The sequence below is a fragment of the Nocardia sp. BSTN01 genome, assembly GCF_015354405.1.
Taxonomy (GTDB): domain Bacteria; phylum Actinomycetota; class Actinomycetes; order Mycobacteriales; family Mycobacteriaceae; genus Nocardia.
In genome coordinates this window covers 1-14,312 of record NZ_JADKYP010000094.1, presented here as the reverse complement: position 1 = coordinate 14,312, position 14,312 = coordinate 1, and the positions used below count along the sequence as shown (strand labels likewise).

General features: G+C 68.6%; 8 protein-coding genes and 1 pseudogene. 6 read left to right on the top strand and 3 right to left on the bottom strand.

All coding sequences use genetic code 11. The features are described from left to right. A pseudogene (locus tag IRT45_RS34680) lies at positions 1-462 on the top strand (acetoacetate--CoA ligase); the annotation flags it as partial. 78 nt (positions 463-540) lie between these two features. On the opposite strand, the gene IRT45_RS34675 reads toward IRT45_RS34680, so the two are convergent. Next, entirely contained in the window at positions 541-1,269 is a 729-nt protein-coding gene (locus IRT45_RS34675; protein ID WP_194809986.1) for an ABC transporter ATP-binding protein, read from the bottom strand. A 25-nt stretch (positions 1,270-1,294) separates the two neighbouring features. After that, positions 1,295-2,344 carry an ABC transporter permease gene (locus IRT45_RS34670; RefSeq protein WP_194809985.1) on the bottom strand — a complete coding sequence of 350 codons (1,050 nt, stop codon included), beginning with the start codon at positions 2,342-2,344 and terminating at the stop codon, positions 1,295-1,297. A gap of 129 nt (positions 2,345-2,473) precedes the next feature. Between IRT45_RS34670 and IRT45_RS34665 the strand changes: the two genes are divergently transcribed. From IRT45_RS34665 to IRT45_RS34655, 3 genes are all read left to right on the top strand, one after another. Next, entirely contained in the window at positions 2,474-3,673 is a 1,200-nt protein-coding gene (locus tag IRT45_RS34665; RefSeq protein WP_194809984.1) for a sensor histidine kinase, read from the top strand. Next, a complete protein-coding gene (locus IRT45_RS34660; protein WP_194809983.1) occupies positions 3,670-4,287 on the top strand; it encodes a response regulator transcription factor in 618 nt (205 codons plus the stop codon). Before IRT45_RS34665 ends, IRT45_RS34660 begins: the two co-directional genes overlap by 4 nt. A 97-nt stretch (positions 4,288-4,384) precedes the next feature. After that, positions 4,385-4,810: a PPOX class F420-dependent oxidoreductase gene (locus IRT45_RS34655; protein ID WP_194809982.1), complete on the top strand. Its 426-nt coding sequence runs from the start codon at positions 4,385-4,387 to the stop codon at positions 4,808-4,810. 10 nt (positions 4,811-4,820) lie between these two features. Here IRT45_RS34655 and IRT45_RS37380 read toward each other — a convergent pair whose 3' ends face one another. After that, a complete protein-coding gene (locus IRT45_RS37380; RefSeq protein ID WP_228535917.1) occupies positions 4,821-5,495 on the bottom strand; it encodes a cupin domain-containing protein in 675 nt (224 codons plus the stop codon). Between the two features lie 163 nt (positions 5,496-5,658). Between IRT45_RS37380 and cobM the strand changes: the two genes are divergently transcribed. Together cobM and IRT45_RS34640 are read left to right on the top strand one after the other, a co-directional pair. Further along, entirely contained in the window at positions 5,659-6,426 is a 768-nt protein-coding gene (cobM, locus tag IRT45_RS34645) for a precorrin-4 C(11)-methyltransferase (RefSeq protein ID WP_194809981.1), read from the top strand. 392 nt (positions 6,427-6,818) lie between these two features. After that, on the top strand, positions 6,819-14,312 hold a 7,494-nt coding region (locus IRT45_RS34640; RefSeq protein WP_194809987.1), incomplete at its 3' end, for a non-ribosomal peptide synthetase.

Genomic DNA, 14,312 nt, shown 5'->3' with positions numbered 1-14,312 from the left:
GACTGGATCACCGTCACCGACCACGGCAGCATCGTCGTGCACGGCCGCTCCGATTCGACGCTGAACCGGCACGGCATCCGGATGGGCTCGGCCGATATCTACCAAGCGGTGGAACAACTTCCGGAGATCGCCGAGGCCCTGGTGATCGGCGCCGAACAGCCCGACGGCGGCTACTGGATGCCGCTGTTCGTCACCCTCGCCCCGGGTGCCGAACTGACCGACGAGCTGAAACAGCGCATCAGCGCGACGATCCGTAGCGAGGTCTCGCCGCGTCACGTCCCCGACGAAATCATCGCCGCTCCGGGCATTCCGCACACCCGCACCGGCAAGAAGCTCGAGGTGCCGATCAAGAAACTGTTCCAGGGCGCGGACCCGGATCGCGTGGTCGAACGCAGCGCGGTCGACAATCCGGACCTGCTCACCTGGTACGCCGAGGTGCCGGCCCGGAAACGGGCGACGTAGGCCGAGCCGCGGAAGCGGTACGCTGCCGGTCGGTGGCCGCCGAGTACGCACGGCGCACCGCATTCGGGCCGAGGGCGATCAGGCGGCGAGCTCTCCCGCCTCCTCCACCGACAACCGGCCGTCGACCATGCGGTAGACCGCGTTCATGCGGTGCAGATGGGTGCGGTCGTGGGTCACCAGCAGGGTGGCGGCGGCGTGGGTGTGCACGACTCCGAGGATCAGGTCGATGACGGCGGCCCCGCGTTCCTGGTCCAGGGCGCTGGTCGGCTCGTCGACGACGAGCAGCGCGGGGTCGTGCATGAGAGCGCGGGCGATGTCGACGCGCTGTCGTTGACCGCCGGACAGCTGGGCCGGGCGCTTCTTCTCGTGACCGCGCAGCCCGACGGCGTCGAGCAGATCCATGGCCTTGTCCCGGGTTCGGCGTCGCCGGCGCGGCGAGACGACGGTGTGGCCACCCAGATGCCGCATCACCTCGAGTTGTTCGACCGCCGTCAGGGCGGGAATGAGATTGGGCTGCTGGAAGACGATCCCGATGCGTTCCCGGCGCAGGGTCGTGGCCTCGCGCCGGGACACTCGGGCGAGGTCGACACTGCCGTCGTCGGTGTCGAGCAGAATCCGGCCCGAATCCGGGCGCACGAGCGTCGAAACCGTTGCCAGCAGACTGGATTTGCCCGACCCCGAGGGACCGGTGATGGCCGCGATCTCGCCGCCGCGCACGGTCAGTGCCACCCGGTCGAGGGCGGTGACGCGGCCCGCGCCGTCGGGGAAGGTGAGGGTGAGATCGGAGACGGTCAGCGTGGTGGTCATCGAAAGCTCCTGTGCGGTAATCGAATCAGCGAGATTGGTTGAGCGCGGTGAGCGGATCGGTGGTGGCCAGGAAGCGCAGGGCGAACACGGCGCCGAGCAGCCCGAGCCCGATCAGGGCGAGTGCGGGCACCACGGTCGTGGCTGCGCTGAGCACGAACGGCACCGCCCCGCCGAGGAACGCCCCGGCCAGTGCGGTCACCCCGACCCCGGCGCCGACGCCGAGGAGCAGCACGATCAACGCCTGGCCCAGGGCGTCGCGAACCAGCGCGGTCGTGGTGGCGCCCAGCGCTTTCAGCGTGGCGATATCCGGCGTGCGCTGGATGGTCCAGACGGTGAAGAACGCACCGATCACCAGGGCGGAGATCACGAACAGCATCACGGTCATCAGCGTGAGCGAACCGTTCTCGGCCCGATACGACCCGATCGCCTGCCGTGCGCCGTCGACGCTCGTCGTGCGGGTGTGCGCGGCGCTGTTCACCGCATCGGTGCCGGGCACGCCGGAGGCGACCAGAATCGTGGCCGCCCCGCCGCGCGGATCGAGGCGCTGCCAGTCGGACAGCGTCGTCCAGACCACCGGGGTGTGCGCGTACCAGTCGTCGTCGCCGACTGCCGCGACCGTGAAGGTCCGGTCGCCGATCGACACGCGCTCACCGGCCGTGGCCGAGAGGTCTTCGGCGGCGGCCTTACTCAGCACTATGGTGCCGGGCCCGGTAGCCACCTCGTTGCCGAACGCTGTGCCGTCGACGCCGAATATCGCCACCTGGACCGGTGCGGTTCCCTCCCGTACGGCCTGGCTACGGCTGATGCCGACCGGGTCCACGGTTCCTCCGGCCCGCTGCCAGCGCTCGACCTGTTCGCCGGTCAACGCCGAGGAATCGAACGACGGGTCGGCGCCGGTATCGGCGAACACGACGCGGCCGCCGGACAGCCGCTCGAGGGCGGAAATATTCTGATGGGCGAGTCCGGCGGTGAGTCCGCTCAGAAAGCTCACCAGCAGGGCCACCATGGTGACGACCAGGGTGATGAGCAGGAATCGGCCGCGGGCGGCCCGCAGATCTCGCAGTGCGACGAACATATCTCCACCCTCGCGGTGAATCCGCCGGTGGGCATCGCCTGCGCGGACACTTCGCGACCGCCCGACGGTGGGGTGCCGATTCCACCTTTCGATGGATGCCGCACCGATAACCGCGCATAAGCTGGCAGCGTGCACCGCTCTCCGCTCACCCCCGTTTTCGCCGCACTGCAGGTAGGACTGCATGTGTTGATGACGGCGCTGGTGGTCGTGGTGATGGTGCGGGCGGCCGTGCCCGGTGACGAGGGCACCCGGCCCACCGTCGCGGTGATCGTGCTCGCGGCGCTGTTCCTGGTCGTCTACTTCGCGGGCGGACTGCTGCGCGGGCGTCCGGTCGCGGCCCGGGTGTGGCTGGGCGGGCTCACGGTGCTGTGGCTGGCGTTGATCGTGCTGGTTCCGGAAGCCGTCTATCTGGTGTTCGGACTGTTCTTCCTCTATCTGCATCTGCTGCCGCGACTGTGGGGGCTGGCCGCGGTCGTCGCCGCCACGGTCGTCTCGGTGGTCGGGTGGGGATTACACGAGGGGTGGACGGTGCCGGGAATCGCCGGGCCGGTGCTGGGCGCGATCGTCGCGATCGCGATCGGCCTGGGTTATCGGGCACTGTTCCGGGAGGCCGCCGACCGGCAGCAGCTGATCGACGAATTGCTCTCCACCCGCGCCACTCTCGCCGAACGCGAACGCACCGCGGGCAAACTCGCCGAACGGGAACGGCTGGCCCAGGAGATCCACGACACCGTCGCCCAGGGGCTGTCCAGCATTCAGATGCTGCTGCACGCCGCCGAGCGCGACGCGCCGGATCATCCCGCGCTGCAACAGATCCGGCTCGCGCGTGAGACCGCCGCGGACAATCTGGTCGAGACCCGGCAGCTGATCGGCGACCTCACCCCGGCGGTGCTCGAGGGGCAATCGCTCAGTGATGCGCTCGAACGGATCGCCCGGCGCGCCGAGGGCCCCGGGCTCAGCGCCCGCACGGTGGTCGAGGGGACCCCGATGCGGCTGCCGATGCCCGTGGAGGCCGCGCTGGTACGGGTGGCGCAGGGCGCGGTGTCGAATGTGGTGCGGCACGCCCGCGCCGACCGGATGCGGATCACACTCACCTACGGTGACGACGCCGTCCATCTCGACGTGGTCGATGACGGTGTGGGGATCGATCCCGCGGTCTTCGGGGGCGGCACCTTCGGCCTCAACGCCATGCGCAGCCGCGTCGAACAGCAGGGCGGTGTCATGGACGTCGAATCCGAACCGGGACATACCGCCGTAACCGTGTCGTTTCCGCTGCACGACTCGGACCCCGCCGCCGCCGAGCTCGTCTCGCGGGAGGACCTGCCGTGATCCGTCTCCTGCTGGCCGACGACCACGCCATCGTCCGCGCCGGATTGCGGGCCCTGCTGGATTCCGGCGAGGACATCACGGTGGTCGGGGAGGCCGCCACCGCCGAGGAGGCCGTGGCCTTCTGCACCACCACACATGTCGATCTGGTGCTGATGGACCTGCGGTTCGGCCCCGGCAAATCCGGAGTGGACGCGACCCTGGCCCTACGCGCCCTGCTCGCTCCGCCGAACGTCCTGGTGGTGACCAACTACGACACCGACGCCGACATCCTCGGCGCCATCGAGGCGGGTGCCTGCGGTTACATCCTCAAGGACACGCCGCCACCGGAACTCCTCGCCGCCGTGCGCGGAGCGGCGGCGGGGGAGAGCGTGCTGTCGCCCTCGGTCGCCTCCAAGCTGATGACCCGCGTCCGCAAACCGGACACCACCCTGAGCGCCCGGGAGATCGAGGTGCTGCGCCTGGTCGCCGACGGCCATTCCAATCGCGATATCGGCAAACACCTGTTCCTCAGTGAGACGACGGTGAAATCCCATCTGGTGCATATCTATTCGAAGCTGGGCGTGAGATCGCGGACCTCGGCGGTGGCGCGGGCCCGCGAGCGCGGGGCCATCTGAACGGCGACGAGCGCGGCCGGGGCCCACGTCGAGCGCGGCCGGGGCCGTCGGCGCGTGTCGGGGCCCACCACCGGCCACCGCTTCCTAGGGTGTGCTCATGCCTTCCATCACCGATCCCGAAGTGCGGGAATTCCTCGCCGCCGGAACCCGTACCGGCAAATTGGCTCTGGTCGCCTCCGACGGCCGCCCGATCGTCAATCCGGTGTGGTTCGTCCTCGACGGCGACGACCTGGTCTTCAATACCGGCGCAACCACCGCCAAGGGCAAGGCGCTGGCGCGCGACCCCCGCGTCGCCCTCTGCGTCGACCTCGACGAACCGCCGTACGCCTATTTCCAGGTGCAAGGCGTCGCCACCCTCTCCGAGGACCCCGCCGAACTCCTGCGCACCGCGACCGCCATCGCCGCGCGGTACATGGGTCCGGACCGCGCCGAGGAATTCGGCCGACGCAACGCCGTCCCCGGCGAGCTGGTCGTGCGGGTACGGCCGGACAAGATCCTCGGTGGGCTGAATATGACCGGGTAGCCGGAAGAACTCAGCGGCGCCGGGCGTACTCCGCGGCCGCGGCCCAGTCGATCAACACGCACGCTTGTTCTCCGACGGTCCAGGCGTCGTGGCCGGGCGGGCACTGCATGAAATCTCCGGGGCCGATCTCGCACTCGGTGCCGTCGTCCATCCGGATGTGCATCCGCCCCGACACGCAGTAGCCGATATGCGCGGCCTGGCAGCTGTCGGTTCCCGCGATCGGCTTGACGTGGGTGGACCAGCGCCAGCCCGGCTCGAAGACGGCCCGGCCGACCGCGCCGGAGGGTGCCTGCACGACCTCGAGGCGCCCGCTGCCGGATTCGAATTCCCGCGTCTCGTCGGCGGCGTCGAAATTCCGCACCAGCAACGACGTCCGCGCCGCGCCGTCCATATCGTCCTCACGCACCAGGTCGAGATTGCGGAAGACCGCCGGCTCGTCGCACAGGGCGGCGAGGGTTTCGGCGAAGCCGGTCGTCTCGGGCAGCGCGGAATTCGCCATGGCCTGCTCGTAGGAGGGGAATTCCACGATCTGCAGATAGGTGTCCGGGTGGTCGCGGTCCCGGGTTTCCATACTGTGCGTCGCCGAACGCGTTCCCTCCGTGGCGGTCAGCCACCGATCCAGCGTGCGATTGAACTCGTCGAGCTGCGAGGTCTTGAACTCGATGGTCTGAACGAATTTCGTCATTGTGGTCACCTTCGAAGTTGTGGATGACCCCGGGCATGATTTTACGCCCCGCAGCACCCGGTGAAGCTGCGCTGCAACGAGATCACCACGCCGCCCGCTCGGCAGCGAGCTCGGGCGGCCGGGCCGAACTTTCCGGGATCGGCCGGACACCTAGACTCCGGGCATGACCGTGCATTTCATCGGGGCGGGTCCCGGGGCGGCCGATCTGCTCACACTGCGGGCGGTGGCGCTAATGCGGGAATCTCCGGTGTGCCTGTATGCGGGGACGTATCTGGACCCCGAGGTGCTGGCGCATTGCGCGCCGGAGGCGGAATTGATCGATACCCAGGGATTGGACCTGGACGAGATCGTCGCGCACTGCGCGCGGGCCGATGCCGCGGGTAAGGATGTGGCCCGGCTGTGTTCGGGGGATCCGTCGATCTATTCGGCGCTGACCGAGCAGACCCGGCGGCTCGACGGACTGGGGATCTCCTGGGATGTGACGCCGGGGGTGCCGGCGTATGCGGCGGCGGCCGCGGTGCTGGGCAGTGAACTGACCGTGCCGGAGGTGGTGCAGTCGGTGGTGCTGACGCGCACGCAGGCGCGCTCGACCGCGATGCCCGAGTCCGAGGCGCTGGGGAATTTCGCAAGTACGCGGGCCAGTCTGGTGCTGCATCTGGCGATCACGCGGATTCGGGAGCTGGCCGCGGAACTGGCGGACGAGTACGGCGCGGACTGTCCGGCGGTGGTGGTCTACCGGGCCAGCCAGCCGCAGCAGCGGATTCTGCGCGGGACACTCGCCGATATCGCCGGCCGGGTGGAGGCGGCGGGGCTGCGGCAGGCCGCGGTGATACTGGTCGGGCGGGCCCTGACCCCGGCGCTCGACTGTGCGCAGTCGCATCTCTACGACCCCGGGCGGGAGCGGCACCCGGTGTCCGGACCCGGCGCGTGACCCACCGCGCGCACCGCGATGTCCGTCACGCGGAACCGGAATTCCCAGCGGGTTCCCAGTGCCGGATCGAACCGCGAGGTGGCGGGGGCAACGGAGTCCAGTGCTGATGTCGGAGCGCTATCGCCCTTCTTGGCTCATTGTCGGTACCTGGCGGTAGATTGGTTCGGTGTTCATCAGCGAATCTCGAAACGAGGCCGATCCGTGGCCGGTGGGTGTGGTCGGGCCCATGTAACAAGATCGGCCCGACGGACGGATAGGTCCTATGAACATTTTTGTCTGATTGCAATCGAAGTGAGCCCCGAATGCCGGACGCCACGCTCGGATGAGGTGAGCGTCGGCATCGGTGTGCCATCGGGGAGCGCTGCGTGGCGTTCCGGAAGCGAGGTTACGGGTTGGACCGGCTGGATTTCGGCGGAAACGGCGAAGCTGGCGGCGAGGTAACGCCCGCGGCAGTATCGGGGGATCAACTGTTCCCGCTGTCGCCGGCGCAGCTCGGAATCTGGTACGCCCAGCATCTCGATCCGCAGGTGCCGATCACGATTGCCCAGTACGTCGACCTGCGCGGTGACATCGACGTCGAGGTGCTCTCGCGCGCGAGCCTGGACGCCTCGCACGAGCTGGGTTCCGGCTTCGTGCGCATCGTCGAACGTGACGGTCAGCCGCTGCAGTACGTCGACCACACCCTCGCCGACAGCGACGGCGTCGACCACGTCGATCTGCGTGACGCCGAGGATCCGGAGGCCGCCGCGCACGAGTGGATGCGCGCCGACATCGCCCACCCGTTGAATATGGTCACCGACCGCCTGGTGCGTTCGGTGGCATTGCAGCTCGCCGACGACCATTGGTTCTGGTACTCCCGCGCCCACCACATCGCCCTCGACGGTTTCGGCGCGGTGAACCAGGTGAACCGGATCGCCGAGCGCTACACGGCCTACCGCGACGGGGTCGAACCGAAACCGCTCAAGGCCTCCGACCTGCGGGATCTGGTCGAATCCGAACTCGCCTACCGCGACAGCACCCGCTTTCAGACCGACAAGGAACACTGGGCGCAGCGGGTGGCCGGCCTGGAGGAGGGCACCAGCCTCGCCGGCCGCAATGCCCCGCCCGCGCCGCTGAACACGGTGGTCGGCGCCGCACTGTCGAACGAGCGCAACGATCTGCTCGCCGCGGCCGTGCGAGCCCACGACTCCACACCGTCGGTCCTGTTGATCGCCGGTTTCGCCGCCTACCTGGCGCAGTGGACCGATGCCGAGGACGTGATCCTCAGCCTGCCGGTCACCGCGCGCACCACCGCGGTGATGCGGCGTTCGGGCGGCGCCACGTCGAATATCGTTCCGCTGCGCTTGCACGTCGGCCACGACACCACGGTCGCCGAACTGCTCAGGTCCGTGCAGACGGAGGTCTCGGGCGCGCTGCGGCACCAGCGCTACCGCCACGAGGACATCCGCCGCGACGCGGCCGCCGCGAGCCGTGAATCGGGCGTCGGCGACGGTGTGGTGACGACGGAGTTCTTCGGCCCCTGGGTCAACATCATGTTGTTCCAGGACGAGCTGAAACTCGGCAACACGCCGGGCCGCTTGCATGTGCTCTCCACCGGTTCCATCGAGGATCTCGGCGTCAACTTCTATCAGACCGAGGGCGGTGCGCGGTCCCGGATCGACTTCGAGACCAACCCGAACCTCTACACCGAAGACGAAGCGCGCCACCATCATTCGCGCTTCCTCGAGTTCTTCGACCGGTTCCTGCAGGCGGGTGAACAGGACCGGCTGTGGGGTCTGCCGATCACCACGGCCGTCGAGCGGGACGCCACCGTCACCGGCTGGAACCGCTCCGCTCACGAGGTGCCGACCACCACGCTCTCGGCCCTGCTGGACGCCGCGATCGCGCGCACGCCCGGCCGGACCGCCATCGACTTCCAGGGGCAGACGCTGACCTACGCCGAATTCGGCGCCCGGGTCAACCGCCTGGCGCGGACCCTGATCGCCGACGGTGTGGGCCCGGAATCGCTGGTGGCACTGGGCATGCGGCGTTCGCTGGATCTGGTCGTCGGCATGCACGCGGTGCTGAAGGCCGGTGGCGCGTACGTGCCCATCGATCCGGATCATCCGGCCGAGCGCACCGCCTACATCCTCGACAGCGCGGGCCCGGTGTGCGTGCTGACCAGTTCCACCGACGAGGTGGACCTGCCGGATTCGGTGCGGCAGGTGCGGATCGACACGCTCGACACCACCGGTGTGTCCGATGCGCCGATCACCGACGCCGACCGGCTCGCGCCGCTGCGCGCGGACAATACCGCGTACGTCATCTACACCTCCGGTTCGACCGGCCGGCCCAAGGGCGTCGCGGTCACCCACCACGCCATCGTCAATCAGCAGCTGTGGATGCTGCACGAATACGGCCTGACCGAGGCCGACGTCTATCTGCAGAAGACCGCCACCACCTTCGACGTCTCGCTGTGGGGTTACTTCCTGCCGCTGATGGCCGGCGCGAAACTGGTGGTCGCCGATCCGGACGGGCATCGCGATCCGGTCTACGTCGCGCAGATGATCGAGCGGCACGCGGTGACCGTCACCGACTTCGTGCCGTCGATGCTGACGGTTTTCGCCTCGCACGCCACCGCGGGTCAATGTGATTCGCTGCGTGCGGTTTTCGTCATCGGTGAGGCGCTGCCGCCGGAGACCGCCGCGATGTTCCGGGCGATCAACCCGGACGCCGGCCTGCACAACCTCTACGGCCCCACCGAGGCCGCGGTCTCGGTGACCTACTGGGAGGCCACCGCCGCCGACACCACCACCGTCCCGATCGGTATCCCGGAATGGAATGTCGATGTCTACGTGCTGGATTCGCGGCTGCGTCCGGCCGCGATCGGCGCCCCGGGTGAGCTGTATCTGGGTGGGCGGCAGCTGGCGCGCGGGTACCGCGGCCGGCCCGATCTGACCTCGGATCGGTTCGTCGCCAATCCCTTCTCGAGCACCGGCGAGCGCATGTACCGCACCGGCGACCTGGTGCGCTGGGGCCGGCAGGCCGACGGGACCGGTGTGCTGGAGTACATCGGCCGTACCGACTTCCAGGTCAAGTTCCGCGGCCAGCGCATCGAGCTCGGCGAGATCGAAACCGATCTGCTGGCGCATCCGGCCGTCAGCCAGGCCGTCGTGCTGGTGGTCGACACCGCGACCGGTCAGCAGCTGGTGGCGTATGTCGTTCCGGCGCCGGGATATTCGATCGACGGGGCGGATCTCACCCGGTTCGTGGCCGAGAAGCTGCCCAGCTACATGGTGCCCGCCGCGATCATGGTGCTGGACGCGTTCCCGCTCAACACCTCCGGCAAGCTGGATCGCAAAGCGCTGCCCGAACCCGTGTTCAGCGCCGATGCGACCGGTTACCGCGCCCCCCGCACGCAGGCCGAGGAGATCGTCGCCGGCGTCTTCGCCGACGTGCTGAGCCAGCCCCGGGTCGGCGTGGACGACAATTTCTTCGACCTCGGCGGCAACTCGCTGGTGGCGACCCAGGTCGTCGCGCGCATCTCTGCCGCGTTCGGCGTACAGCTGGGCGTGCGGGCGCTGTTCGAGACGCCCACCGTGGCCGGTATCGCGGCCCGGGCCGACGCCGCGGCCGAACACGGCGGCGACGGCGACTTCGCGGCGCGCCCGCCGCTGGTCGCGCAGCATCGCCCGGACCGGGTTCCGCTGTCGCTGGCACAGCAGCGGATGTGGTTCATCAACCAGTTCGACCCCGCCGCGCCCACCTACAACCTGCCTTTCGTGGTGCGGCTGAGTGGCACCGTCGACATCGACGCGCTGCAGACCGCGCTGCGTGACGTGGTGGAGCGGCAGGAATCGCTGCGCACCATCTTCCCCGAGTCCGGCGCCGGCGGCTATCAGTTCGTTATTCCGGCCGAACAGGTCGACCTGGGTATCGAGGTGGAGCCGATCGACGCGGCGGATCTGCACGATGCGCTGGCGGCCTTCGCGTCCGCCGGATTCGATGTGTCTCGGGAACTTCCGATCCGGGTGCGGATATTCGAGATCTCCGCCGGCCGCGACAATGGAACACGGGACTTCGCGGTCGCTTTCGTCGTTCACCACATCGCCGCGGACGGATTCTCCTTCGGTCCCCTGGCGCGCGACGTCGCGGCCGCATATCTGGCGCGTGCGGCCGGTTCGGCCCCCGCCTGGTCACCGCTGCCGGTCCAGTACCAGGACTACAGCCTCTGGCAGCGGGAACTGCTCGGTTCGGAGGCCGATCCGGATTCCATCGCCGCCCGCGAAATCGGGTATTGGCGAGAGGCTTTGGCCGGTCTGCCGGATCAGCTGGAATTGCCCGCCGATCGCCCGCGGCCGCCGGTGCAGAGCTTCCGCGGCCGCCGGGTCGATTTCGCCATCGACGCCGAATTGCATGGGCAATTGGTCGAACTGGCCCGGGCCCACGGTGTCAGCCTGTTCATGGTCATGCACGCCTCGTTGGCCGTTCTGCTGGCCCGGTTGTCGGGTACCAGCGATATCGCTGTCGGCACGCCGGTCGCCGGTCGCGGTGAACAGGCGCTCGACGACCTGATCGGCATGTTCGTCAACACGCTGGTGTTGCGTTCCGAGGTCGAGGGCAGCATCGCGTTCAGCGAATTCCTGGCGCAGACCCGGGAAGTCGACCTCGCCGGATTCGCGCACGTCAACGTGCCGTTCGAACGACTGGTCGAGGTGCTGAACCCGACCCGATCGCAGGCGCGGCATCCGTTGTTCCAGGTGATGCTGTCGTTCCAGGAGATGTCGCACGCCACCTTGGAACTGCCCGGATTGTCGGTGACCGCCGACGAACTGGACGTCGACATCGCCAAATTCGACCTGCAGTGGACCATCACCGAGGAGCGTTCCGGCTCCGGTGCGCCCGCCGGGATGGTTGCGGAGGTCTCCTACGCCACCGATCTGTTCGACGCGCCGACCGTCGCCGAATTCACCGAACGCTATCTGCGGATCCTGAAATCTGTTGCCGCGCACCCGGATACGGCGGTGCGTGAGATCGATCTGCTCGACGATGCCGAACGGGTCACGGTGCTCTCGGGCTGGAACGAGACCGCGCACGGAGTTTCGGCTCCGACGGTGCTGGATCTGTTCGCCGAGCAGGTACGGCAGCGGCCCGACGAGCTCGCCGTGGTGTTCGACGGCGGCATGCGCGAGGACGGCGGCGAGCCGATCGAGCTCACCTACGCCGAATTCGACGCGCGCGTCAATCGTTTGGCTCGCAAGCTGATCGACCTGGGCGTGGGACCGGAATCACTGGTCGGCGTCGGCATCCGGCGTTCGGTGGATATGCTCGTCGCGATCTATGCGGTGATGACCGCCGGTGGTGGGTATGTGCCCCTCGACCCCGACCATCCGGCCGAGCGCACCGACTACGTGCTGGCCTCCTCGGGCCCGGTCTGCCTGCTGACGACCACCGACGACGGGGTCGCCGCGAGCGACATCCCGGTGATCGCGGTCGACACCGTCGACCTGGGCGACTATTCGCCGACCCCGGTCGGCGATGCCGATCGACTCGCCCAGCTGCGGCCGAGCAATACCGCATACGTGCTCTACACCTCCGGCTCCACCGGCCGTCCGAAGGGTGTCGCGGTCGCACATGCCGCTGTGGTGAACCAGATCGCCTGGATCACCGCGCAATACCGCATGGGGCCGGCCGATGTGGTGCTGCAGAAGACCCCGGTGACCTTCGACGTGTCGGTCTGGGAGTTGTTCGGCACGCTGGCGGTCGGTGCGAAGATGCTCATCGCGGCACCGGACGGGCATCGCGATCCGGTGTATCTGTCGGAGATCATCGGCCGTCATCGGGTCACCATGACGTCGTTCGTGCCGTCGATGCTGTCGGTCTTCGTCGGTGCCGCAGTTCCGGCCGAATGTGCCTCGCTGCGTGCCGTTCTCGTCGCTGGAGAGGCGCTGCCGCCGGCGACGGTGACCGCGTTCCGGCAGTTCTCCACCGCCGCGCTGCACAACCTGTACGGCCCGACCGAATTCACCGTGCACGCGACCGCATGGCACCTGGACACCGTCGCCCCGGCCACGGTGCCCATCGGCCGCCCGGTGTGGAACACGCGCGCCTACGTACTCGACCAGGGTCTGTCTCCCGTTCCGGTCGGGGTGCCCGGTGAGCTGTACCTCGGCGGGGTGCAGGTCGCGCGCGGCTATCACGGCCGCCCCGACCTGACCGCCGATCGATTCGTAGCCGACCCGTTCGGCCCGCCCGGATCACGGCTGTACCGCACCGGTGACCTGGTCCGCTGGACCGAACCGGACGCACCCGAGGTCGGCCGCGCGGGGGTGCTGGAATACATCGGCCGCACCGACTTTCAGGTGAAGTTCCGCGGTCAGCGCATCGAACTCGGGGAGATCGAGGCCGCGCTCACCGAGCATCCGGCGGTCAACCAGGCAGTGGTCCTCGTCCTGGACACCGTCGCCGGTGATCAGCTCGTCGGTTACGCCGTCACCCCGGCCGGGCCGGTCGACATCGACAACATCAAGGCTTCGCTGCACCGGCGGCTGCCGGCGTACATGGTGCCCTCGGCGATCGTGGTGCTCGACGCGCTGCCGCTGAACCCGTCCGGCAAGCTGGACCGCAAAGCGTTGCCCGCGCCGGTGTTCGAGGTGCGCGAATTCCGCACTCCCGCAACTCCGATCGAGGAGATCGTCGCCCAGACCTTCGGCGAGGTTCTGGGGGTGCCCCGGGTCGGCGCGGACGACGACTTCTTCGACCTCGGCGGCAATTCGCTGATCGCCACCCAGGTGGCCTCGCGCTTGGGCAACGCGCTCGACACCCGCGTCCCGTTGCGCATGCTGTTCGAGGCGAGCACCGTGGCCGCGCTGGCCGCGCGAGTGGAATCGCATGCGGGCGACGGTGCGCGCAAGTCGCTGGTGGCACGGGAACGCCCCGAACAGGTGCCGTTGTCGCTCGCACAGCAGCGGCTGTGGTTCCTCAACCGCTACGACACCTCCTCGGCGGTCAACAACATCCCGGTCGCCATGCGGCTGTCGGGTGAATTGGACGTGGCCGCCCTCCAGGTCGCGGTCATCGACGTGATCGACCGCCACGAATCGCTGCGCACGGTGTTCCCGGAGACCGGCAGCGCGCCGGTGCAGGTGGTGCTCGACGCGGCGCAGATCGTGCCGGACCTCACCCCGGTGCCGGTGACCGAGCACAATCTGATCGACCACCTCGTCGAACTGGCCTCCATGTCGTTCGACGTGACCAACGAAGTGCCGTTGCACGCACGGCTTTTCGAGATCAGCGAAACCGAGTTCGTGCTCGGTATGGTGGTGCACCACATCTCCGCCGACGGCTGGTCGATGCATCCGCTGGCCCGCGACGTGATGGTCGCCTACGCCGCGCGCACCAACTGGGAGCAGCCGGCCTGGACCGAACTGCCGGTGCAGTACGCCGACTACGCGCTGTGGCAGCGCGAGGTGCTGGGTTCGGAGGACGATCCGAACTCGTTGATCTCCAACCAGATTCGGTACTGGACCCGCGAACTCGCCGATCTGCCCGACGAACTGGTGCTGCCCGCCGACCGGCCGCGCCCGGCGGTGGCGACGTATCGCGGTGGCACCTATTCGTTCGTCATCTCGCCGGAAACCCAGCGGCGACTGGCCGACCTCGGCCGCAAGTACAACGCCTCGCCGTTCATGGTGGTGCACGGCGCGCTGGCGATCCTGCTGGCGCGGCTGTCGGGTACCTCCGACATCGCGATCGGCACGCCGGTCGCCGGTCGCGGGGAGGCCGCGCTCGACGATCTGATCGGCATGTTCGTCAACACACTGGTGTTGCGCACGAACGTCGACGGCGGCATGACCTTCGCCGAGCTGCTGGCCCAGGCCCGCAACACCGATCTGCAGGCCTTCGCG